The sequence below is a fragment of the Streptomyces sp. NPDC002888 genome (assembly GCF_042888465.1).
Classification (GTDB): domain Bacteria; phylum Actinomycetota; class Actinomycetes; order Streptomycetales; family Streptomycetaceae; genus Streptomyces.
Genome location: NZ_JBIAPU010000036.1, coordinates 89,315 through 113,447 on the forward strand (window position 1 = coordinate 89,315; position 24,133 = coordinate 113,447).

General features: G+C 71.4%; 14 protein-coding genes and 3 pseudogenes. 7 read left to right on the forward strand and 10 right to left on the reverse strand.

The window, feature by feature from the left end; genetic code table 11:
* Positions 1–88 precede the first annotated feature (88 nt).
* The gene (locus tag ACFYWX_RS40995; protein ID WP_389430235.1) at positions 89–4,831 is read left to right on the forward strand and encodes a hypothetical protein; all 4,743 of its coding nucleotides are present in this window, start codon (positions 89–91) and stop codon (positions 4,829–4,831) included.
* Here the strand turns inward: ACFYWX_RS40995 and ACFYWX_RS41000 are convergent.
* The 6 genes and pseudogenes from ACFYWX_RS41000 to ACFYWX_RS41025 form a co-directional block, all read right to left on the reverse strand.
* Positions 4,832–6,379, reverse strand: a pseudogene (locus ACFYWX_RS41000) (GMC family oxidoreductase).
* Positions 6,380–6,395: 16 nt separating this feature from the next.
* Entirely contained in the window at positions 6,396–7,982 is a 1,587-nt protein-coding gene (locus ACFYWX_RS41005; RefSeq protein WP_389430236.1) for an APC family permease, read from the reverse strand.
* A gap of 15 nt (positions 7,983–7,997) precedes the next feature.
* Positions 7,998–9,527, reverse strand: a complete 1,530-nt coding sequence (locus ACFYWX_RS41010) for an aldehyde dehydrogenase family protein (RefSeq protein ID WP_389430264.1) — start codon at positions 9,525–9,527, stop codon at positions 7,998–8,000.
* Positions 9,422–9,655 carry a Rieske 2Fe-2S domain-containing protein gene (locus ACFYWX_RS41015; RefSeq protein ID WP_389430237.1) on the reverse strand — a complete coding sequence of 78 codons (234 nt, stop codon included), beginning with the start codon at positions 9,653–9,655 and terminating at the stop codon, positions 9,422–9,424. Before ACFYWX_RS41015 ends, ACFYWX_RS41010 begins: the two co-directional genes overlap by 106 nt.
* A gap of 114 nt (positions 9,656–9,769) precedes the next feature.
* Entirely contained in the window at positions 9,770–9,907 is a 138-nt protein-coding gene (locus ACFYWX_RS41020) for a hypothetical protein (RefSeq protein ID WP_389430238.1), read from the reverse strand.
* Positions 9,908–9,927: 20 nt separating this feature from the next.
* Positions 9,928–10,425: pseudogene (locus tag ACFYWX_RS41025) on the reverse strand (glycine cleavage T C-terminal barrel domain-containing protein); the annotation flags it as partial.
* Between the two features lie 137 nt (positions 10,426–10,562).
* Here ACFYWX_RS41025 and ACFYWX_RS41030 point away from each other — a divergent pair.
* Positions 10,563–11,090, forward strand: a complete 528-nt coding sequence (locus tag ACFYWX_RS41030; RefSeq protein WP_389430240.1) for an oxidoreductase C-terminal domain-containing protein — start codon at positions 10,563–10,565, stop codon at positions 11,088–11,090.
* Between the two features lie 55 nt (positions 11,091–11,145).
* Here ACFYWX_RS41030 and ACFYWX_RS41035 read toward each other — a convergent pair whose 3' ends face one another.
* Complete coding sequence (locus ACFYWX_RS41035; protein WP_389430241.1) at positions 11,146–11,676, reverse strand: hypothetical protein; 531 nt, start codon at positions 11,674–11,676, stop codon at positions 11,146–11,148.
* A 420-nt stretch (positions 11,677–12,096) separates the two neighbouring features.
* Here ACFYWX_RS41035 and ACFYWX_RS41040 point away from each other — a divergent pair, with 420 nt between their 5' ends.
* The 5 genes from ACFYWX_RS41040 to ACFYWX_RS41060 are packed head-to-tail and all read left to right on the forward strand — an operon-like array spanning position 12,097 to position 20,094.
* Positions 12,097–14,991 carry a nitrate- and nitrite sensing domain-containing protein gene (locus ACFYWX_RS41040; RefSeq protein WP_389430242.1) on the forward strand — a complete coding sequence of 965 codons (2,895 nt, stop codon included), beginning with the start codon at positions 12,097–12,099 and terminating at the stop codon, positions 14,989–14,991.
* Positions 14,988–15,419, forward strand: coding sequence for a roadblock/LC7 domain-containing protein (locus tag ACFYWX_RS41045; RefSeq protein WP_389430243.1), 432 nt, complete (start codon positions 14,988–14,990; stop codon positions 15,417–15,419). Before ACFYWX_RS41040 ends, ACFYWX_RS41045 begins: the two co-directional genes overlap by 4 nt.
* Before the next feature lie 9 nt (positions 15,420–15,428).
* Complete coding sequence (locus ACFYWX_RS41050; protein WP_389430245.1) at positions 15,429–15,824, forward strand: DUF742 domain-containing protein; 396 nt, start codon at positions 15,429–15,431, stop codon at positions 15,822–15,824.
* A gap of 24 nt (positions 15,825–15,848) precedes the next feature.
* On the forward strand, positions 15,849–19,508 hold the full coding sequence (locus ACFYWX_RS41055; RefSeq protein WP_389430246.1) for a hydantoinase B/oxoprolinase family protein: 3,660 nt from the start codon (positions 15,849–15,851) through the stop codon (positions 19,506–19,508).
* On the forward strand, positions 19,489–20,094 hold the full coding sequence (locus ACFYWX_RS41060; protein ID WP_389430247.1) for an ATP/GTP-binding protein: 606 nt from the start codon (positions 19,489–19,491) through the stop codon (positions 20,092–20,094). Before ACFYWX_RS41055 ends, ACFYWX_RS41060 begins: the two co-directional genes overlap by 20 nt.
* A gap of 102 nt (positions 20,095–20,196) precedes the next feature.
* Here ACFYWX_RS41060 and glpK read toward each other — a convergent pair whose 3' ends face one another.
* The 3 genes and pseudogenes from glpK to ACFYWX_RS41075 form a co-directional block, all read right to left on the reverse strand.
* Positions 20,197–21,717, reverse strand: coding sequence for a glycerol kinase GlpK (gene glpK / locus ACFYWX_RS41065; protein WP_389430248.1), 1,521 nt, complete (start codon positions 21,715–21,717; stop codon positions 20,197–20,199).
* 19 nt (positions 21,718–21,736) lie between these two features.
* Positions 21,737–21,867 (reverse strand): annotated as a pseudogene (locus ACFYWX_RS41070) (aquaporin family protein); the annotation flags it as partial.
* A gap of 609 nt (positions 21,868–22,476) precedes the next feature.
* The gene (locus ACFYWX_RS41075) at positions 22,477–24,120 is read right to left on the reverse strand and encodes an EAL domain-containing protein (RefSeq protein ID WP_389430250.1); all 1,644 of its coding nucleotides are present in this window, start codon (positions 24,118–24,120) and stop codon (positions 22,477–22,479) included.
* Positions 24,121–24,133 lie beyond the last annotated feature (13 nt).

Below are 24,133 nucleotides of genomic sequence, written 5' to 3' on the forward strand. Positions count from 1 at the left end.
CCACCGAAGCATTCGAGCTTCCGGAGCTCCCAGAGCTTCCGAGGCTTCTGAACCCCCCTGATCTGCCGAAGACTTACGAGAGTCCGCCATGTACGAGCTGTCCCGGGTCCGCCTCTACTCCATCGGGCCCGCCGGTGCGCGCTACGCCGACACCGTGCTTGACCTGCGGGGTGTGGGCGACATCGTGCCCGACCCCGCCCCCATGCAGGCGGAGTTCTTCGAGGAGGAGCCCGTCGGCCCGCCGCGACGGCCCGCGCCCGCCGGGGTCCTCTTCCTGGAGAACGGCGGCGGCAAGTCCGTGCTGCTCAAGTTGATCTTCTCCGTGATGCTGCCGGGGCACCGCAACACCCTCGGTGGCGCCAGTTCCGGTGTGCTGCGCAAGTTCCTGCTCGCCGACGACTGCGGGCATGTGGCGCTGGAGTGGCAGCACGTGCTGACCGGTGAGTGCGTGGTCGTCGGCAAGGCGAGCGAGTGGCGCGGGCGCCAGGTCTCCAACGACCCCCGGAAGTTCGCCGAGGCCTGGTACTCGTTCCGGCCCGGACCCGGACTGACCCTGGACAACCTGCCGGTCGCCGAGTCCACCGCCGTACGGCCGTCCGTCGAGGGCCAGTCGGGCGCGCAGGGCCGTCGGCGCACCATGAAGGGGTTCCGGGACGCCCTCACCGAGGCGGGCAAGGCGTACCCGTACCTGGAGGTGCACTGGGAGGAGATCCACGACCGGTGGATCGAGCACCTGGGCGATCTCGGCCTCGACCCCGAACTCTTCCGCTACCAGCGCGAGATGAACGCCGACGAGGGCGAGGCCGCCGGCCTCTTCGCGGTCAAGAAGGACTCCGACTTCACCGACCTGCTCCTGCGGGCCGTGACGGACACACGCGACACGGACGGCCTCGCCGACCTCGTCAGCGGCTTCGGCAACAAGCTCGGCAGGCGCGCCGAGCTGATCGCCGAACGGGACTTCACCGCCGGCTCCGCCGACCTGCTCGGGCGGATCGTCGAGGCCGCCGAGGCCCGCTCACGCGCGCGTGACATCCACACCGGGGCGGAGCGCCGAACCCGCACACTGGCCAGGCGGCTGTCCGCGCGTGCCGTGCGGGAACGCGCGCGGGCCAGCGACCTCGCCCAGCGGGTCACGGCCGCCGCCTACGCCGTCACGCACACCGAGGGCGCCCGCGAGCGCAGCGCGCTGATCGCCGCCGAACTCGCCTACCGGCACGCCTCCCTGGCGCTCGCCGCCGCCGAGAAGTCCGCCGCCGCGCAGAAGCGCGAACTCGCCGACGCGCGCACCCTGCACTCCGCATGGCAGGCCGCCGAGGCCGTCCTGCGCCACCGCGCCTCCACCGACCGTGTCACGCGCGTGGCCGCCGCGATCCAGGAGGCCGAGCGGGACGCGGCCCCGGCACTCGCCGCCCGCGCCAAGGCCGCCGTCGACCTCGTACGGGCCCTGCACGGGGCCGCCGAGAGGGCCGAGACCCACGCCAACGAGGAGGATGAGCGGTCCGCCGCCCTCCAGGAGGTCAGCGAGTCGGCCTACCGCGACTCCACGTCCGCCGCGACCGACGCCCAGCGTGCCCGCAGCGAGGTCGGCCATCTGCGCCAGCGCCTGACCGAGGTCGAGCAGGAGACCGCCGAGGCGGTGCGCGCGGGTTGGCTCGACGACAGCGCGCCCGACGCCGACCCCGCGCGCGCGGCCCTCGCGGCCAGCGACGCCGAGAAGGCCGCCGTCGCCGTCTGGGACACCGCGCGGGACGCCTCCCGCCGGGCCACCGAGCACGCGCGCGAGGCGGCCTCGGCCGAGTCCCGCGCGGAGCTCACGGCGGCCCGTGCGGCCGACGCGGCCACGGCGGCGGAACGCTCGCACGAGGCCGAGCGGCGCATCGCCGAGGGGCTGGCGGCGGAGGAACGGCTGGCGGAGCTGCTGAGCCTGCCCGGCGGCTCCGGCGAGGGCCGGGGCGCAGTGCCGGCTCCCCGGAGGGAGTCGGAGGCCGACGGCGCCTCCGAGCGGATCTCCGCGACCGAGCCCGACGACGCGACCCCCACCCCGCGCTCCGGTGCCCTCACCGACGCCACGCGGCCCACGCCCTCCACCCTCCGCCACGGCGACCTAGCCGAAGGTCTCCTCACCCCCGAGGACCTGGACCGCTTCGCCGACGAACTGCGCGAACTCCTCGACGACGCCGTCTCCTCCGCCGAGCGCCAACTGTTCGAGATGCGCACCGCCGCCGCCGACGACGCCCGGATCCTCGGCGCCCTCGGTGACGGCGGGCTGCTGCCGCCCGGCCCGGACGTGCTGGCCACCGTCGAGTTCCTCGGCGAGCACGGCATTCCCGCGCTGCCCGGCTGGCGCTACCTCGCCCAGGCCGTCGACCCCACCGACCACGCGCGCGTGCTGGCCGCCCGCCCGGAGCTGGTCGACGGCGTGATCATCACCGACCCGGACTCGCACGCGCGGGCCCGCGAGGCGCTCGCCGACGCCGCGCTGCTGCCGCGCTCCGCCGTGGCGGTCGGCACGGCCGCCGCCCTGCTCGCACCGACCCCGGCACCCGGCTCGGACGCGGGCGACGTGTTCCTCGTACCGCCGAACCCGGCCATGCATGACGAGCACGCCGCCGACGAGGAGCGGCAGGCGCTGCGCGCGCGGGCGACGGAGCGGGACGAGGAGATCCGCACGCTTGCCGGCCGGCTCGGCAAGGACCGTGAGCTGGCGGCGCGGCTCGCCTCGTGGCGCACGGGCTGCCCCGCGGGGCGGTTGCTGGAGCTGGCCGAGGGCGCCCGGGAGGCGCGCGCGTTCGCCGAGGAGTGCGAGGCCGAGCTCGCCGAGGCGCGGACCGTGCGGGCGGAGGCCGACGAGTCCGCCGCCGAGGCCGCGCAGGTGCGCGACGAGCGCCAGGAGGCCGCGCAGAAGGCCCGGCGCGCCGCCGACGCTCTCGCCGGGCTCGCCTTCCGGCTGCGCGAGCGTGCGGGCTGGCAGGTCAAGCTGCGCGAACTCGCCGACGAGGCCACCGAGTCGGAGGCCCGGGCCCAGTCCTGCCTGGAGCGCGCCCGCGCCGCCGACGAGGACCGGCGTGCCGCACAGCGTGCCGCCGACGACGCCCGCCGTACCGCGCGTGCGCTGCGCGCCGAGCGCTCCGAGATCGCGGGCGCCCCCGACGACGTACCGGAGGACGACGCGGACGGGCCGAAGGCGTCGCTGCCCGCCCTCCGCGAGGCATACCGGGCCGCCTCGCAGGTCTACGAGAAGGTCGGCGTCGGTGCCGACCTGCGTGCCGAGCAGGCCCGCGCGGAGAGCGACGAGAGCGCGGCCCGGGCCGAACTGGACCGGCTGAGCAACAAGGTCCGTACGCGCGCGGAGCAGCTGCTGCAGTCGCCCGACGGCTCCGACGGACCGTCCCGGCAGGCGGCCGTCGCGCGCGCGGAGGAGCTGGTGCAGCTCCTGGAGACCCGCATGTCCAGCGCGAGCGAGCAGCTCGGTCGGCTGCGCGGCGAGGCCGAGCGGCACGCACCCGAGGACGGCGAGGCGCACACCGAGCTGCCGGAGGACCAGCAACCGCGCGACGCCGAACACGCCCAGGCACTCCTGCGCACCGCGACAACCGAACTCGCTTCCCGCACCGAGGCGCTGGCCCAGGCCCGAGAGGCGCACGCCGAGCTGCTCGACGCCCACCGCGCCGCCGAGGACGCCGTCGGCGGCTTCGAGGAGACCGCCGCGATGCTGCGCGACCTGCTGCGCGAGCACGCCCCGGAGGAGGAGCAGGAGGAGCCCGAGCCGTACCCCGGCAGCCTGGAGGAGGCCCGGCAGTCGGCCGCCGAGGCCCGGCGTTCGCTGCGCGGCTGCGCCGCCGACCTGTCCGCCGCCGAGTCGACCGTGCGCGAGGCGAGCGACATCCTCGTCCGGCACGCCAACTCCACGCGCTACGAGCAGGTCCGCACCCCCGCGCGGCAGCAGATCCGCGAGCTGCCCGCCTCCGCGCTGCCCGAGCACGCCCAGAAGTGGGCGGACGCCTTCGCACCCCGCCTGCGTGTCCTGACCGACGAGTTGGCGCAGCTGGAGCGGAACAGGGACTCGATCGTGGACCGGCTCAGAGGGCTCGTCGAGTCCGCCCTCGCCACGCTCAGGGCCGCCCAGCGGCTCTCCCGGCTGCCGGAGGGCCTCGGCGAGTGGTCCGGGCAGGAGTTCCTGCGCATCCGCTTCGAGGAGCCCGACCAGGCCACGCTGACCGAGCGGCTCGGCGAGGTCATCGACGAGGCGACCCGCGCGGCCGTGAAGAAGAACTCCGACCTGCGGCGCGACGGCATGTCCCTGCTGCTGCGGGGAGTCGCCGCGGCCCTGCAACCCAAGGGGGTCGCCGTCGAGATCCTCAAGCCGGACGCCGTGCTGCGCGCCGAGCGCGTGCCCGTCGGGCAGATGGGTGACGTGTTCTCCGGTGGACAGCTGCTCACGGCCGCGATCGCGCTGTACTGCACGATGGCCGCCCTGAGGTCGAACGACCGGGGCCGCGACAAGCACCGGCACGCCGGAACCCTGTTCCTCGACAACCCGATCGGGCGCGCCAACGCCACGTACCTGCTGGAGCTCCAGCGAGCCGTCTCGGACGCCCTCGGCGTTCAGCTCCTGTACACCACCGGCCTGTTCGACACGACGGCGCTGGCGGAGTTCCCGCTGGTCATCCGACTGCGCAACGACGCCGACCTCAGGGCGGGCCTGAAGTACATCAGCGTGGAGGAACACCTCCGCCCGGGACTGCCCCAGCAGCCCCGGGCGGGGGAGGCGGTGCACAGCGAGATCACGGCGACGAGGATGTACAAACGCCCCGCACCGACCTCCGGTTGATCACCCGTCCGTTCTCAAGAGATCCGCGCACTTCTCGCCGGTCATCATCGTGGTGATGCACGGATTGACGGTGACGAGATCCGGCATGGCCGACCCGTCGGCGACCCTGAGCCCCTCGACCCCCTTGACCCGCAGCCGCGCGTCGAGCGGGGTTGAGGGGTCGTCGTCCGCGCCCATCTTCACGGTGCAGGACGGGTGGTAGACGGTGTTGTGGGTCTTGTGGATGTAGTCGAGCAGTTCCTCGTCGGTCCGCACGTCCGGCCCCGGGGCCAGTTCCGCGCCCGTCCAGCCGCTCAGCGCGGGCTGCTCGGCGATGTGCCGGGCAAGACGAAGCCCGTACGTCATCACCCGCACGTCGTGCTCGTGGGTGAAGTACCGCGGGTCGACCCTGGGCTTGTCCCGGTAGTCACGCGTCCGTAGCCGTACCGTCCCCCGCGACTTCGCTCGCGTCACGTTGGGAGTGAGGCAGAAGGCGTTCTCCGAGGTCGGGTAACCGTGCCGTGCGGTGTTCATGTCGAACGGCACCGACCCGTAGTGGAACATCAGGTCCGGCCGGTCCAGACCCGGCTCCGTGTCGTAGAAGATGCCGGCTTCCACCACTGGCTGGACGTGGTGGGCATGGGCTGTCGGGCCTCCCACATGATCACGCCCTCGGGGTGGTCCTGGAGGTTCTCGCCGACGCCCGCCGAGTCCACGACCACCTCGACGCCGACCTCGCGCAGATGCGCGGCCGGGCCGATGCCCGAGAGCATCAGCAGCTTGGGGGAGTCGATCGCCCCGCACGACACGATCACCTCGCGCCGGGCCCGTACCGTCCGCGTGTGGATCAGGTCAGGGTCCAGGTACGCGGCGCCGACACACCGCCGCCCGTCCAGCACGAGCCGCTTGGCGCGGACGCCCGTGCGGACCTCCAGGTTGGGCCGCTTGCCCATGACCGGGTGCAGGCAGGCCACGGACGAGGACTGGCGGATGTTGTTCTCGTCGGAGTTGATCTGGAACCAGTTGGCCCCGCGGACCACCGTCCGGCCGGTGTTGAAGCCGACCGTGGGTATCCCGGCCTGCGCGCACGCCTCCAGCAGGGCGGTGCCGCACGGGTCCTCGCTCTTCAGCGTGCGCAGCCGCATCGGGCCCGTGCGGCCGTGGTGGTCGCCGGGGGCGTGGTTGTTCTCCAGCCGCCGGTACAGCGGGAAGAGATCGGCCGCGCTCCAGCCCGTACAGCCCCGGGCGGCCCAGTCGTCCAGGTCCTCGGCCGGTGCCCAGAAGGCGATACAGGAATTGTGGGACGAACAGCCGCCGAGCACCTTCGCGCGCGTGCCGCATGAAACTGTTGCCGTCGGCCTGCGGCTCGACCGGGTAGTCCCAGTCGTAGCCGGACTCCAGCAGCCCCATCCAGCGCTCCAGGCGCAGGATGTCGTCGTCGCCGACATCGCTCGGACCCGCCTCCAGGATGCACCCGGTGACCGACGGATCCTCGGAGAGCCGGGCCGCGACCACGTTGCCCGCAGTGCCACCGCCGACCACGACGTAGTCGAACTCGTCGAAGCTCATGAGCGGGTGCCCCCCTTCAATCGGCCGCCGGGGCAGCGAGGGGAGCGGTCGGCGCCGCCGCGGTCTCCAGGCGGTGCTCGGCGAGGACGCCGGTCCGGTGCCGCTGGACGAACCAGTAGTAGGCGAAGCCGCCGCCCGCGATGACGGCGACGAACAGGACGGCGCCCCACTTCAGGTACCAGTGGAACGGGGCGGTCGCGTTGTAGACCGAGGCGCGCGGCCAGATCAGGTTGAGGGTCATCGCCCCGCCCCACAGCACGGCGAGGATGTTGACCGGCAGCCCCCAGCGGCCGAGCGAGAACTTCCCGTCGCCCGCCGGCTGCCACTTCCCGCGCAGCCGGGCCACCAGCATCGGCGCGGTCACCCCGAGGTAGGCGAGGTAGATCATGATGATGCCGATGCTGGTGACGACCGTGAAGATCTGCGGCTGGCGGATGTTGACCACGAGGATCGCCAGCGCCAGGACGCCGATGATCACGGTCGGGAGCACCGGCGTCCTGAAGCGCGGGCTGCACTTGGCCAGCAGCGAGGACGCGGGCAGGTTGTTGTCCCGGGCCATCGCGAACGCCAGGCGGACGGCCGCCGTGTGGACGGCCAGGGCGCACACGGTGACCGCGATCAGCACGCACCACAGCATCGCCTTGCCGGCCGTCGGACCGAGCACGTCGAGGACGACGTACTGCAGTCCGTCGGTCGACAACTTCTCGCCCTTCAGGCTGGAGACGCTCATCAGCGCCAGCAGCAGGACCAGGCCGCCCAGGACGAAGGAGGCCACGATCGCGCGGATGATCGCCCGGGGGGCGTTGCGGGAGGGGTCGATCGACTCCTCGCCGAGCGAGGCGGCGGTGTCGAAGCCGTACATCACGTACGCGGAGGCCAGGGAGGCCACGAGGAACGCGCCGAGGTAGCCGGCCCCGTAACCGGCCCCAGTGCCCTGGGTGTCCATGACCACCTGCGGACCGCGCGTGATGTGTACGGCGAACAGGACGATCAACACGACCGTGGCGATCAACTCGATGAAGACGCCCGCCGTGTTGATCGTGGCCATCAACTTGACGCCGAAGGCATTGACGAGAGTCGTGAAGAAGATCAACACCGCGGCCAGAATCACCGCGTTGGTCGCCACGTCGTAGGTACCCGTGCCGTCGCCCACGAACTGGAAGAACGACGAGATCTGGGGCAGCGTCAACTGGTAGGCGAGCGCCACGGCCGAGATCGACACGATGGAGGCGACCAGCATCATCCAGCCGGCCAGCCAGCCCAGGTGCGGATTGCCTATCTTCTTCGACCAGTTGTAGACCGACCCCGCGACCGGGTAGCGGGCGGCCAGCTCCGCGAAACAGAGCGCGACCATGAACTGGCCGACGAAGACCATCGGCCACGACCACCAGTAGGCGGGGCCCCCGCTGCCGTAGCCGAAGTAGAAGAGCTGGAAGGTACCGGTCAGGATGGATATGTAGCTGATGCCGGCGGCGAAGGTGTGGAAGTTGCCGAGCGTGCGCTTGAGTTCGGGCTTGTAGCCGAACTCGGCGAGTTCGGCGTCGTCCTGTCCTTGGTCTCTGTGTTGTCCGGGCTGTCCTGATGGTTGCGCTGTTGTCGTCATGAGCGAACTCCTCGCTTACGAGAACCAACCCTGGGGCGAGGGCGCGGTGTTGCGCCATATGTGCTTCGGCTCGCGGTACTCGGCGAGCCCCGAGGGACCGAGTTCGCGGCCGAAGCCGGACTGCTTGAAACCGCCCCACTCGGCCTGCGGAACATAGGGGTGGTAGTCGTTGATCCAGACCGTGCCGAGCCGCAGCCGGGCCGCGACACGCGCGGCCTTCGCCTCGTCGTTCGTCCATACGGCGCCGGCGAGGCCGTAGATCGTGTCGTTGGCGAGCCGGACCGCCTCGTCCTCGTCCGTGAAGCGCTCGACGGTCAGCACCGGCCCGAAGGACTCCTCCTGGACCACCGACATCCCCGCGCCGCACTCGTCCAGCACCGTCGGAAGGTAGAAGAAACCGTCGTCGAAGCCCGGCCCGGAGGGGCGCGCGCCACCGCAGCGCAGCACCGCGCCCTCGGCCAGGCCCTGGGCGACGTACGTCTCCACTTTCGCCCGGTGCGCCGCCGAGATCAGCGGCCCGGTCTGCGCCCGCTCGTCGAACGGGCCGCCCAGGCGGATCAGTTGGGCCCTGCGGACCACCTCGTCGACGAACCGGTCGTGCAGGCAGTCCTCGACCAGGAGTCGCGCCCCCGCCGAGCAGACCTGCCCGGAGTGCAGGAAGACGGCCGTCAACGCCATGTCGACGGCCGTGTCGAAGTCGGCGTCGGCGAACACGATGTTGGGGTTCTTGCCGCCGAGTTCGAGGGCCACCTTCTTCACGGTCCCGGCCGCGGCGGCCATCAGCCGGCGGCCCGTCTGCAGGCCACCCGTGAAGGAGACGAGGTCCACGTCCGGGTGGTCGCCCAGCGGCGCCCCCGCCTCCGGGCCGGCACCGAGGACCAGGTTGCCCGCGCCCGGCGGCAGCCCGGCCTCCTCCAGCAGACGCATGAGGTGGATGGCGGTGTGTGGGGTCAGCTCGCTCGGCTTCAGGACGAAGGTGTTGCCGGCCGCGAGCGCCGGGGCGACCTTCCACGCCGTCTGCAGGAGCGGGTAGTTCCACGGGGTGATCAGCGCGCAGACACCGACGGGTTCGTACACCACCCGGCTGTCGACGCCGGCCGTGCCCGTGCCGATGACCCGGCCGCTCTCGCTCGCCACCAGCCGCCCGAAGTAGCGGAAGCAGTTCACGATGTCGTCGATGTCGTACTCGCGCTTCCAGTTCGCCTTCACGTCGTAACAGATGCGCTTGCCCGGCGCGAGGTTCTCCGTGTCGTAGTGCTCGATCGCGGCCGGGTCGCCGAGCCGTTCCACGGCCGCGAACGTGACCGTGTCCTCGAAGGAGGGCGGTTCCTCGGCCAGGCACACCCAGGCGTAGCCGAGCCACTCGCGCAACGCCCCATTGATCAACTCGCACGCGACGCGGTCGACGTCGGGCATCTTGATCAAGTTGGGCGCGGCGATCAACTTGCCGTCAAGGTCGTACGTCCATGCGTGATACGGGCACTGGAGGTTGTGCCTGATCTCGCCGGACTCCTCCGTGCACAGCCGGACCCGCGGTGGCGGCAGACGTTGAGGAAGGCACGCAGGTCGCCTCCGCGGGTGCGGGTGATGATGACGTTCTCGCGGCCCACCTGGACCGTGCGGAAGATGCCGGGCCTGTCGAGGTCGGCACTGCGGACGGCGCAGAACCACATCGAATCGAAAACGTGCTCCTGTTCCTGCCGGAAGATCTGCGGGTCGGTGTAGTAGTTGCCCGGCAGCGTCGCTACGAGGCTGGGGGAGATCGGTGTCGTCGACGTGCGTGCTCCTCAGGCGGGCGCGGCGGCGAGTCGGGCGGAGTCGAACAGACCGATGGGGTGCGCGGGGTGGCGGGCGATGACGAAGTGCTCGTCGGGCATTTTGGAGTACATGCAGTTCGCGGCCTCGACGTCGTAGGTGGGGGTCACCAGGGCCTCCGGTGGGCGTCTCAACGGCGGATGCGGCTCATGTTCGGGTCGAACAGCGGCTCCTCGGCGACCGTCGCGGGGACCTTCTCGTCGAAGTACTCGACGTGCACGGCCGTCCCGGTCGGGAGCGTCGGCAGCCAGGCGTACGCGACGCAGCGGCCCAGTGTGTAGCCGTACGACGCGCTGGTCACGTAACCGACCGGGGCGCCGTCGACATGGACGGGCTCCTTGCCGAGGACGACCGCGGCGGGGTCGTCGAGGAGGAGCGGGGTGAGACGGCGGGCCGGCGTGCCGCGGTTCTCCAGCGCCTCCCAACCGACGAAGCCGTCCTTGTCCATCCGGACCGCGAAGCCGACGCCTGCCTCGAACGGGTCGTGCTCGTCGGTCATGTCGATGCCCCAGGCGCGGTAACCCTTTTCCAGCCGCAGCGAGTTGAAGGCCGAGCGCCCGGCCGCGATCACACCGAGGTCCTGGCCCGCTTCCCAGAGCGTGTCCCGGGGCCGGAGGCCCAGATCAGAGCCGCCCCACTCCCCCTCCTTCCCCACCTGGGCCCCGAACTGGCCGCCGTATGCGCGGCCCTGCACCGCCGCGGCGGCGTGGAACTGATCACCGGCACCGGCGTGGCGCCCTGCGCGGCACGGCGGCCGTCAGCGGCGTGGAACTCTTCGACGGCCGCATCCTCCCCGCCGACATCGTGATCGTCGGCATCGGCGCCACCCCCAATACCGCCTGGCTGGCGGGCTCGACCCTCGCCCTGCGCGACGGCGTCCTGTGCGACGACGGCTGTGTGACCGCGCTGCCCCAGGTGGTCGCCGTCGGAGATGTCGCCCGCGTCGGCGGGACCCGCGCCGAGCACTGGACCTCCGCGACGGAGCAGCCTCGGGTCGCTGGGGCGAACCTCCTCGCCGGGGGCAGTAGCCAGAGCGTGCGCTCCGTGCCCTACTTCTGGTCCGACCAGTACGGGGCACGCATCCAGTTCGCCGGCCGCCGCCGGGAAGGCGACACCGTCCGCATCACCGAGGGGGGACTCACCGACGGCGCACCGGCCGAGGGCGGCCTCCTCGCCCTGTACGAGAGGGAGGGGCGTACCACCGCGGTACTCGCCGTGGACCGCCCGCGCCCCTTCATGCGGGTGCGACGCGAACTGTCGCTCGAGAGCCGGGTGGAGTCCGCCGCCTTGTGACCGTCAGGTGAGCCGGGCCGTGCCGCTCAGCAGCGGCACGGCACTTGACCGGCCCTCAAGGGTGCGACAGCTGTCCCGCCCCACCGGACCGGCGTATTCGCTCCTGCGCCCGCTCGGCGGCACGCGCCTGCCGTCGCGCGCGGCGCCGCTCGCGGCGCAGGGCCCGCGCGGTGCTGCTGGGCGCCGACACCACGCCGTTGCGCTGGTTCCAGACCTGGCGCGTCACCCACACGTCCAAGGCGCCCCACGTGGCGACCACCGTGCTCACCACGCTGCTGATCACCATCGGGAACGCCAGCCAGGAGCCGGCCATCGTGCACAGGAAGGCCACCATCGCCTGAAGCAGCGTCACGGCGATGATCAGCACCGCGCGCACGGCCGACGTACGCACCGGGTCCGGCAACCGGCGTCGTCGCGCCGGCTCCTCGATCCACAACGGCCGGTAGGACGGCCTGTCCTGACTCGCCTTCTGCTGTCGGCGATCGTCTGTCGGAATGTCGCGATCCGGTGCCTCGATACTCCGTTCTGCCGTCGCGTGCGCCGCCACGTCGCGCGCGGGCGCCTCGTGTCGCTCCGCCGTGCCCATCAAGGTGTCACTCCCCACCGCCAGCAGACCGCTCGCCCCGGTCCGAAAGGACCGGCTCCCCAGTGGCTGCCCGGCTTGCGCTGTTTTACGCCGCCCAGGTGCGGGACACGGCTCCTGTGGCCGATTCCGCCCCCAACTCCCGTAGAGAAGGACGAACGAGACGTCCCGAAGATTCCCAAGAAAGGAAAAAATCTGGCCAACTGCTTGGACGGGCCGCTCGGTTCCGGTCATGCGGCCTCCGCCCGATTCGGTACCGCAATCTCCCGTAATGGCGGGACAACTCACCATGTCTCGCCGCCGGTGCGGAAGTTCAGGTTCCGGACCGGTCTTCGAGTTACCTGTGCGTCGGTAGTAGGCTCGCGCCGTTTGTTGACGCACATGTGTACCCCCTGAACGGTGGGGGTTGAGCTGGGGGAGGCCATGCGCTTTCGCGGGAAGTCCATCCGCCGGAAGATCGTGGCGCTGCTTCTCGTGCCGCTGGTGTCCCTGACGGCCGTCTGGGGCTTCGCCACGGTACTCACGGGGCGAGAAGCGGGCCGGCTGTTCAATGTGTCGGACGTGGTGGAGAAGATCGGCTACCCGATCGAGGACACCATTCGCGTCATCCAGCAGGAACGCCGCCAGACCCTGGTCTACCTGGCCGATCCCCGGGCCGCCAACGCCCTCGCCGCGCTCCGTCACACACGGACCGGCACGGACGAGGCCGTCGCCGAGATCCGCGGCAACTCCAAGGACTCGGACGTGCGCGACGCCCTGGACCAGGACGACGGCGAGAGCCTCACCGCCGTCCTGGACGCCTTCCAGGGCCTCGACTCCCTGCGCCGCAGCGTCCAGGAGGGCACCGTCACCCGGGCGCAGGCCCTGGACCTCTACAACCGACTGATCGACCCCTGCTACACCCTGCTGTCCACCCTGGACGTCGCCGACAGCGTGGAGATGGACAAGCAGTACCGGGCACTTGTCAACGTGGCCCGCGCCCGCGAACTGCTCTCCCAGGAAGACGCCCTCCTTGGCTCCGCCCTGGTCGTGGGCAAGGTCACCCGTGACGAGATCCGTCACGTCTCGGACCTCGAGGCCCAGCGGGAAGCCGTCTACGACATCGGCCTCGCGCAGCTGCCCACCGCGGAGCGCGAACGCTACGACCGCTTCTGGAAGAACGCCACCACCGCCCCGCTGCGGACGGCCGAGCAGTCCGCGATCGCCGCCACGCCCGGCACCATGCCCCGCGGCGTCACCGCCAAGACCTGGGACACCACCGCCGGAAACGTCCTCGACGAACTCGCCACCCTCGACGACCAGGCCAACGACCGCTACCAGGACCGCGTCCGCCCCGTCGCTGTCAGCGTCATCGGCCAGGCGATCATCGTGGGCGTCCTCGGTCTGGTCGCCCTGCTGGTCTCCCTCTTCCTGTCCATACGCATCGGCCGCGCCCTCATACGCGACCTGCGGCAACTGCGCCTGGAGGCCCACGAGGCGTCGGGCGTCCGGCTGCCCAGTGTGATGCGGCGTCTCTCCGCCGGGGAACAGGTCGACATCGAGACCGAGGTCCCCCATCTGGAGTACGACAGGAACGAGATCGGCGAGGTCGGGCAAGCCCTCAACACCCTGCAGCGTGCCGCCGTCGAAGCCGCCGTCAAGCAGGCCGAGCTCCGCTCCGGTGTCTCCGAGGTCTTCGTCAACCTCGCCCGCCGCAGCCAGGTCCTCCTGCACAAGCAGCTCACCCTGCTCGACACCATGGAACGCAGGACCGAGGACACCGAGGAACTCGCCGACCTGTTCCGCCTCGACCACCTGACCACCCGCATGCGCCGCCACGCCGAGGGTCTCGTGATCCTCTCCGGCGCCGCCCCCTCCCGGCAGTGGCGCAAGCCCGTCCAGCTCATGGACGTCGTCCGGGCCGCTGTCGCCGAGGTCGAGGACTACGAACGCATCGAGGTCCGCCGTCTGCCGCGTGTCGCCGTCACCGGCCCGGCTGTCGCGGACCTCACCCATCTCGTGGCCGAGCTCCTCGAGAACGCCACCGTGTTCTCCCCGCCGCACACCGCCGTCCAGGTACTGGGCGAGCGGGTGGCCAACGGCTTCACCCTGGAGATCCACGACCGAGGTCTCGGCATGGCGGCCGAGGCGCTCATGGACGCCAACCTCCGGCTCGCCGAGACCCCGGAGTTCGAACTGTCCGACACCGACCGGCTCGGGCTGTTCGTGGTCAGTCGGCTCGCCCAGCGGCAGAACGTCCGGGTCTCGCTGCAGCCGTCTCCCTACGGCGGGACGACCGCCGTCGTCTTCATCCCCGACGCGCTGCTCACCGACGACGTCCCGGACACCAACGGCGTCGGCTTCCGCCTCGACCGACCTCGGGCCCCCAAGGAGGCCGAGCCCGCGGAGAGCCGCAGGGCCGCGCTCTCCCAGGTGCCCGTCCTGCCCCCTGGCCTGCCCGCCTCGCTCCTCGACGGCCCGGTCGAACTGGAGGCCCCGGTCGATCTGGACGCCCTCGCCGGCTTCCCCGACCCTCTCGGCCAGGAGGACGGGGAGCGCGGCGCGCTCTTCCGCCCGCGCCCCGCCGCCGCTCACCCCGACACGGCGCCGACCGGCCGCCCCGACGAACCCGGCCGACACTTCCCCGGCACGGGCGGTGAAGCCGAGGGAGCCGACCCGGACCCGGGCTCCGGTGCTCCCGTACCGCTGCCGAGTCGTCGGGCGCCCAAGCTCGTCAGCTCGCACGGACGCCCGGTCCCCGAGCAGCGGTCCCGACGGGAGGAAGCGGACGAGGAGCCCGCGACGCATGCCGGCCCACGCCGCCCGGAGACGGGGATGCCCGCCCCGCTGCCGACCCGCCGTCGTGGCACGGAGACGCCCCTCCGCCGTGGGCCCGGTGGCCCCGACCGCCCCGCCGAGGCAACCGGGTCGCCCGCGTACCCGGGCCGCGGCTTCGAAGAGCCTTCGGAACCGCCCGCCCTCCCCAAGCGCGCACGGCGCCCTGCGATCGCGGCCGGTGCCTCGGACGAAACGGACCACCGCTCCGACCGCACGTCGCAAGAGACCGGCCAGGGCCCCGCGCCTCACGAGGCCGGCTCCAGCGCCGGGGCGCTGCCCAGGCGCGTACGCCAGGCGAGCCTGGCCCCACAGCTGAAGCAGGGCGCCGGACGGCGCACCGAGGACAGTACGGAACTCGTCGAGCGCGACGCCGACGAGGTGCGCAGCCGAATGGCCTCGCTCCAGCGCGGCTGGCAACGTGGCCGCGCGGAGAACGCCGCGGGCGACGACGCCCACAGCGGCACAGCACCACAAGGAACGACTAAGGGGGACGGTCGATGACCGCACCAAAGGCGACCGGCCACACGACCAACCAGGGCGGGCTGAACTGGCTCCTCGACGACCTCGTCGACCGCGTCGCCAGTATCCGCAAGGCCCTCGTGCTCTCCGGCGACGGCCTGCCGACGGGGGTGTCCAGGGATCTGACCAGGGAGGACAGCGAACACCTGGCTGCCGTGGCCTCCGGATTCCACAGCCTCGCCAAGGGTGTGGGCCGCCACTTCGAGGCCGGCAACGTCCGGCAGACCGTGGTCGAACTCGACGACGCCTTCCTCTTCGTGACGGCCGCCGGCGACGGCAGCTGCCTCGCCGTGCTCGCCGACGCCGACTCCGACGTCGGCCAGGTCGCGTACGAGATGACGCTCCTGGTCAAGCGGGTCGGCGTACATCTGGGGAGTGCCCCGCGCACCGATCTGCCCTCGGGCGGGTAGTGGGATGGCATGAGCGCAGACGGTCAGGGAAGAAGCCACTGGTTCGACGACGAAGCCGGACCGGTCGTCCGCCCGTACGCCATGACGCGCGGCCGCACCACCAGTGCGGGCCAGCACCGCCTCGACCTGATCGCGGTGGTCGTCACGGAACCCCACGCGGACGATCCCGAGGCCGACCCCAGCCTGTCCCCGGAACACGTGGACATCGTCGACCTGTGCCGTGACGCCCCACAGTCGGTCGTCGAACTGGCGGCCGACCTCGACCTGCCGATCGGAGTGGTGCGGGTCCTCGTCGGGGACCTCGTGGACGCGGAACTCGTCCATGTGAACCGGCCCGTACCCCCCGCCGAACTGCCGGACGAGAGTATCCTGCGCGACGTGATCAACGGCCTGCGGGCGCTGTGAGCAGCGCGGAAGCGGGGTGAGGACGTGACGGGCTGGCAGTTCTGGGTCGACCGGGGCGGCACCTTCACCGACATCGTCGCGCGGCGCCCGGACGGCCGGCTCCTGACGCACAAGCTGCTGTCGGACAATCCGGCGCGGTACGCCGACGCGGCGGTTGCGGGCGTATGTGAGCTCCTGGACGGCTCTCCGGAACCCGTCGAGGTGGTGCGCATGGGCACCACCGTCGCCACCAACGCCCTCCTGGAGCGCAAGGGCGAGCGGACGCTGCTGGTCATCACCCGCGGCTTCCGCGACGCCCTGCGCATCGCCTATCAGAACCGGCCCCACATCTTCGCCCGGCGCATCGAACTTCCCGAGCTGCTCCACGAACGGGTCGTGGAGGTCGACGAACGCATCGCCGCCGACGGCACCGTCCTGCGCACGCCCGACCTCGACGGCGTCGTCGGCCTGCTCCAGGACGCGTACGACGCGGGGATCCGCGCCGTCGCCGTCGTCTGTCTGCACAGCCATCTCCACCCCGCCCACGAAGAGGCCGTAGGCGAGCTGGCCGCCCGTATCGGCTTCCCGCAGATCTCGCTCTCCAGCGAGGTCAGCCCGCTGATGAAGCTGATCCCACGCGGCGACACCGCCGTCGTCGACGCCTACCTGTCGCCCGTGCTGCGCCGCTACGTCCAGCATGTCGCCGACGAACTCGAGGGCGTACGGCTGATGTTCATGCAGTCCAACGGCGGACTCGCCGAAGCCGGTCAGTTCCGCGGCAAGGACGCCATCCTGTCCGGACCCGCCGGCGGCATCGTCGGCATGGCCCGCATGTCGCAGCTCGCCGGCTTCGACCGCGTCATCGGCTTCGACATGGGCGGCACCTCCACCGACGTCTCCCACTTCGCGGGGGAGTACGAGCGCGTCTTCACCACGCAGATCGCCGGCGTCCGCCTGCGCGCCCCCATGCTGGACATCCACACGGTTGCCGCCGGCGGCGGCTCCGTCCTCCACTTCGACGGCTCCCGCTACCGCGTGGGACCGGACTCGGCGGGCGCGGACCCGGGCCCCGCCTGCTACCGCGGCGGCGGCCCGCTCACCGTCACCGACGCCAACGTCATGCTCGGGCGGATCCAGCCCACCCACTTCCCCGAGGTCTTCGGCCCCGACGGCGACCAGCCCCTGGACGATGCCCTCGTCCGCGACCGCTTCACCGCCCTCGCGCACGAGATCCGCGACCGGACCGGCGACGACCGCACCCCCGAGCAGGTCGCCGAGGGCTACCTTCAGATCGCGGTGGCCAACATCGCGAACGCCGTGAAGCGCATCTCCGTGCAGAAGGGCCACGACGTCACCCGCTACGCCCTCACCACCTTCGGTGGTGCGGGCGGCCAGCACGCCTGCATGGTCGCCGACTCGCTCGGCATCCACACCGTCCTCGTCCCGCCCATGGCCGGGGTCCTGTCCGCCTTCGGTATCGGTCTCGCCGACACCACGGCCATGCGCGAGCAGTCCGTGGAGGCACCCCTCGAGCCCACCGCGATGCCCGGCGTCCGCAAGACGGCCGACGACCTGGAGACCGCGGCCCGCGCCGAACTTCTCGCCGAGGACGTCCCGGAGGACTCCGTCCACGTCACCCGCCGGGCCCAGCTGCGCTACGACGGCACCGACACCACCCTCACCGTCGAGCTGACCGAGCCCGACACGATGAGACACGCCTTCGAAGACCGTCATCGCGCCACATACTCCTTCACGCTCGACCGACCGATCGTCGTCGAAGCGCTCTCCGTGGAAGCCACCGGCATCACCCAACCCCCCGATCTCTCCGCCCTCGCCCCGTACGAAGGCCACCCCGCCGCCCCCGCAATCGTCCGCCTCCACACGGGCGGCGCCTGGCACGACGTACCCCTCCACCGCCGCGAGGGCCTGCCTCCCGGCGAAACCGTCACCGGCCCCGCGATCATCACCGAGGCCAGTGCGACGACCGTCGTCGACGACGGCTGGACGGCCGCGGCGACCGACGACGGGCATCTGGTCATGGAACGCGCCGCGATTACGCAGAGTTCCGGTCTCGACACGGAAGCGGACCCGGTTCTGCTTGAGGTCTTCAACAACCTCTTCATGTCGATCGCCGAACAGATGGGCGCCCGACTCGAATCCACCGCCCAGTCCGTCAACATCAAGGAGCGCCTCGACTTCTCCTGCGCCCTCTTCGACCCCGACGGAAACCTGGTGGCCAATGCCCCGCACATCCCGGTCCACCTGGGCTCGATGGGCACGAGTGTCAAGGAGGTCATCCGGCGCCGCGGTGCCGGAATGCGGCCGGGGGACACGTACGCGGTCAACGACCCGTACCACGGCGGCACGCACCTGCCCGACGTCACCGTCATCACTCCCGTGTTCGACACCGAGGACCCCGCACCCTCAAAGGACACGGAGAGTGACCGGATCCTCTTCTACGTAGCCTCCCGCGGCCACCACGCAGAGATCGGCGGCATCGCCCCCGGCTCCATGCCCGCGAACAGCCGCACCATCGAGGAGGAGGGAGTCCTCTTCGACAACTGGCTGCTCGCCGAGAACGGCCGCTTCCGCGAGGAGGAGACGCACCGCCTGCTCACCGAGGCGCCCCACCCCTCCCGCAACCCGAAGACCAACCTCGCCGACCTGCGCGCCCAGATCGCCGCCAACCAGAAGGGCGTCGACGAAGTCGGCCGCATGATCCGCGACTTCGGCCTCGATGTCGTCCAGGCCTACATGAAGCACGTCCAGGACAACGCCGAGGAGGCCGTACGCCGCGTCATCGACGCCCTGGACGACGGTGAGTACGCCTACGAGACCGACTCGGGCGCCGTCATCCGCGTACGCGTGCGCGTGGACCGCGAGAACCGTTCGGCCACCGTCGACTTCACCGGCACGTCACCCCAGCTGGACAGCAACTTCAACGCGCCCTTCGCGGTCGTCAACGCGGCCGTCCTGTATGTCTTCCGCACCCTGATCGACGACGACATCCCGCTCAACGACGGCTGTCTGCGCCCCCTGAGGATCATCGTGCCGCCGGGCTCCCTGCTGGCGCCCGATCCGCCTGCCGCCGTGGTCGCGGGCAACGTCGAGACCTCGCAGGCGATCACCGGCGCCCTCTACGCGGCACTCGGCGTCCAGGCCGAGGGATCCGGAACCATGAACAACGTCACCTTCGGCAACGAACGCCACCAGTACTACGAGACCGTCGCCTCCGGCTCCGGCGCGGGCGACGGCTTCCCCGGCGCGGGTGTCGTCCAGACCCACATGACCAACTCGCGGCTGACCGACCCCGAGGTCCTGGAGTGGCGGCTGCCCGTCCAGCTCGACGAGTTCGCGGTCCGGCACGGCAGCGGCGGCGCCGGCCGGTGGAGTGGCGGGGACGGAGCAGTGCGACGCATCCGCTTCCACGAGCCCATGACCGTCTCCACGCTGTCCCAGCACCGCCGGGTCCCCCCGTACGGCATGGCGGGCGGTGAGGCCGGCGCGCTGGGCACCAACCGTGTGGAACGCCCGGACGGCACCGTGGTCGAACTGCGCGGAAGTGACTCGGCGGACGTCGGCCCCGGCGACGTACTCGTCATCGAAACCCCCGGCGGCGGAGGCTACGGCCCACCGCCGCACGACCCCCGTCACGCACGACCCCATCAAGCAGGAGAACAGATCGATGATCTTCGGGCGTTCTGAGCGCGGCAAGCCCCCGGTCGAGCCCGTCACGCTCAAGATCCTCGTGGCCGGCGGATTCGGAGTGGGCAAGACCACCCTCGTCGGCGCGGTCAGCGAGATCAGACCGCTGCGCACCGAGGAGTACCTGACCGAGGCCGGGCGCCCGGTCGACGACACCAGCGGCGTGGAGGGCAAGCACACCACCACCGTCGCCATGGACTTCGGCCGCATCACGCTGCGCGAGGACCTGGTGCTGTACCTCTTCGGAACCCCTGGCCAGGAGCGCTTCTGGTTCATGTGGGACGAACTCTCCGAGGGCGCGCTGGGCGCCGTCGTGCTCGCCGACACCCGCCGCCTGGAGGACTGCTTCGCCGCGGTCGACTATTTCGAGCGGCGCTCCATCCCCTTCGTCATCGGCGTCAACTGCTTCGAGGGAGCCGCCCGTTACCCGGCCGAGGACATCCGGCGGGCCCTCGACCTGGACGGCGACGTACCGCTCCTGCTGTGCGACGCCCGCGACCGGGAGTCTGTCAAGGACGTCCTCATCGGCGTCGTCGAACACGCGATGGCGTACGGGGCCGAACGCCGCCAGAGCATCACGACCTGACGCCCCACACCATCACGGCCTGACACGCGCGCGTACGGCCCGTACCCCCGCCGACCGGGGCACGGGCCGCGGCCCGGAAACGACCCGCACGCGCGTGTGTGTCTAGCTCTGGCCCTCGTCCAGCCAGCCGAAGCTCTTCTCCACGGCCTTCTTCCAGTTGTGATACTCGCGGTCGCGCACCGACGCCTCCATGGACGGCGTCCACGTGACGTCCTCCTGCCAGTGCGCCTTGAGTTCGTCGAGGTCGTTCCACACCCCGGTGGCGAGCCCGGCGGCGTAGGCCGCACCCAGGCAGGTCGTCTCGGAGACCTTCGGCCGGATCACCGGCACGTCGAGCACGTCCGACTGGTGCTGCATGAGCAGGTTGTTCTTCGTCATGCCGCCGTCCACCTTCAGGGTCGTGATGTGCACCCCGGAGTCCTGGAACATGGCGTCGACGACCTCTCGGGTCTGCCAGCTGGTCGCCTCGAGCACCGCGCGCGCGAGATGCCCCTTCGTGACGTACCGCGTGAGCCCGGTGATGACTCCGCGCGCGTCGGAACGCCAGTACGGCGCGAAGAGTCCCGAGAAGGCGGGCACGATGTACGCGCCGCCGTTGTCCTCGACGCTCTCCGCGAGGGGCTCGATGTCGTCGGCGGTACGGATGATGCCCAACTGGTCGCGGAACCACTGCACCAGCGCGCCCGTGATGGCGATCGCTCCCTCCAGGCAGTAGACGGGCGCCTCAGTGCCGATCTTGTACCCCATGGTCGTCAGCAGCCCGCTCTTCGACGGCACCGGCCGGTTGCCGGTGTTGAGCAGCAGGAAGCTGCCGGTGCCATACGTGTTCTTCGCGGTTCCCACGTCGTAGCAGGCCTGCCCGAACACCGCCGCCTGCTGGTCGCCCAGAGCCGAGGCGACGGGGACGCCGACGAGTTGTCCGACGGCGGTCCCGTACACCTCCGAGGAGGACTTGATCTCGGGCAGTACGGCCGCGGGCACGTTCATCGCGTTCAGGATGGACTCGTCCCACTCGAGGCTCTCCAGGTTCATCAGCATGGTCCGGCCGGCGTTGGTCACGTCGGTGACGTGATGCCCGCCGTCGGTGCCGCCGGTGAGGTTCCAGATGAGCCAGGAGTCGATGGTGCCGAAGGCGATCTCGCCGTTCTCCGCGCGGGTCCTGAGGCCGGGCACGTTGTCGAGCAGCCAGGCGGCCTTGGGCCCGGAGAAGTAGCTGGCCAGCGGCAGGCCGGTCTGCTCGCGGAAACGGTCCTGCCCGTCCGAGCCGCCCAGCTCGTTGCACAAAGCGGCGGTGCGCGTGTCCTGCCACACGATCGCGTTGTGCACGGGCTTGCCCGTCGCGCGGTCCCACAGGACCGTCGTCTCGCGCTGATTGGTGATACCGAGTGCGCTGAGCTGGTCGGCGCGCAGCCCGGCCTTGGCTATCGCCCCCGCGACCACCGCCTGCACCTTGGCCCAGATCTCGGTGGCGTCGTGCTCCACCCAGCCGGGCTTGGGGAAGATCTGGCGGTGCTCGCGCTGGTCGACTGCGACGATCGCGCCGTTGTGATCGAAGACGATGCAGCGGCTGGAGGTGGTGCCCTGGTCGATCGCGGCGACGTACTTCTCGGCGTTGTCCGTCATGGCTACCCCTTGGGCTGGGTCAGATTGCTGCGTTGTAGATGAGGCCACCGCGCACACCGCCGATCACTGGACCGACGACCGGGATCCACGCGTAGCCCAGTCGGACGTTCCCTTGTTCGGGATCGGCAGGAAGGCGTGCAGGCTTTCCGGGATCGTGGAGAAGATCGGGATGCCGAGCGTCGGAACCGGTTCGTCCACCGCCGGATCCCCAGCCGAACGCGATCACTGCCCACCCGGCGGCCCGCGCTCTCGAGAATCTGGTTGCTCATGGCGGCTCCTTGGCCCTGGCCCGGGACAAGCGGCCCCGGACCGTTCCGTGCAGGGTGCGTTTCCCATGGCGACTTCAGCCGAGAGCAGGGAGATCACGCGCCCCGCCCGGCGTCCGTGAGAGCGTGCCGCCGCAGCCGAATCGCCCGTGGGCGAACGAGCCTGGACGCAGAGGGCCCGTGCGACGCAGTGCCGGAATACGCCGAATATGTACGGCGATGTCGACTGACACCGGCAGTGTTCACCGGCGCCCAGGGAGCGTCAAGGTCGCCGACACCAACGGTTGAGGAGCAGACGAACGGTCGCTTTTTCTCAGACTCGCACAGACGGCGACGAAGCGCCTGCTGAGCAGGCAGTCATGCGATGCGGAGGGCTCTCCCGGCGATCACCCGAGCTCGTCGGCGGCCGTGCCGGCCGTCGAGCCGGACCCGCCGAGGGCCGGTCGGCTGCCGTTTCCGCGATCGAGCGGTCCGCCGGGGTCCCGGCCGCCGTTCAGCCTCTGTCCGGCTCCGCCACCGCACAACCGTTCGTCACCCCTGCGCCTCGGCGGATCTCGTGCCCCGGTAGCCCCGCCTGCCCCAGCACCCAACTCGCCCCGCGCAACGACTTCGCGGCCTGCTTCAGCGGCGCCAGACACGCCGCCGCCTGCCGGTGGTCCGTGACGCTGCCGGGCGCGCACAGGACCGTGGCCAGGGACAACGTGACGGGACGCCCACCCGCCGACCAAGGGGCGTCCAGTACAGAGGCAGCCAGCGGATCCAGCGCTCCCGGATCCGCCAGCACCAGGAAGTCGTCCCCGCCGATGTGCCCCACGCGCGTGGTCCCGGTCGCCGCCTGCTGCAGCACGTGCCCGACCGCCCGGATCAGCTCGTCGCCGGCTGCGAACCCCGCCCCGTCGTTGACCTGCTTGAAGTGGTCGACGTCCAGCCAACTCAAGGCGAACGTCCGCCCCTCCGCGATCCGCCGGTCCACCTCACCCGTGATCGCGTCCGAACCGGGAAGCCGCGTCAGCGGATTGAGCCCGGCCGCCTCCTCGACCCGCGTCTCGGCCAGCGCCCGTACGAGGTCAGCGAGGCGTACGACGCCCACGCACCGCCCGTGACGGTCGACGACGGCCACGTCGTCCGAGGTACGGTCCCGGTCGCCGACCGCCACCACGTCCAGCACCTCCCAGCCCGTGGCGTCGATCCCCACCATCCGCGGCGGATCACCGAGCTTCGCGGCGGGCCGGTCGGCGTACAGCGCGTGTCCGTAGCGCCCCGACATCGACAGCAGGAAGCGCGACCGGTGCACCGAACGGACCGGCGCCCCGGCCGCGTCCACGAGCAGGACCCCGGACACGTCGGGCGACCCCGTCAGCAGCGCCCGCACCTGCGAGGCGGACGCGGTCGCGGGCAACAGCGCGGCCGGCCGTACGAACTCCCGCACCGACGGCCCGGACCGCGGGAGCGCGGTCACGCCGGTGGAGCGCGGGGGAACGTACACGTCCGCGGCGGGAAGTCGGGCCGGCGGAGCGAACAGCTCGCCCTGGGCCAGCTGCGCCCCGGCCGACAACGCCGTCGCACACTGCAGCTCGGTCTCCACTCCCTCGACGCACAGGAGCGCTCCGAGCCCGTCGCACAGCGTCCGCATCGCCCGCACCGCCGCGGGCCGCGCCAGCAGTGACGCGTCGAGCTTCACCAGGTCGGGCGCGAGGTCGGTGAGCAGCCGCAGGGGTACGTCACCGTCCCCGACGCCGTCCGCGCTGATCCAAAAGCCCTGCCCCCGCAGCGCGGACACCGCCTCCAGCAGGGCCTGCTGCGGCACGTGTGTGTACGGCGGCACGACGTCGACCGTCACCTCCCACGGCAGCCGCCCCGCCTCGCGCACGGCGTCGTGCAGCGGGGTGAGCCCGCCGAGGTCGGCCAGAGTCGCGGCGAACACGTTGACGTGCAGCGGCAGCAGCGTCTCCCGGTGTGTCGCCGCGCGGACCGCGAGAACGGCCAGCCGCGCGTCGAGCTCCGGGTCACGGCGGGCCTCGGCCAGGCAGTCGCCGCCCTCCGGGCGGGCGAGTATCTCCAGCCCCGCGACTCCGCCGGTCGTCAGATTGACCACAGGTTGGAAGGCGAAGCGGAGAGTGTCCGTCCAGGAGCGCACGGGAGCATGATGG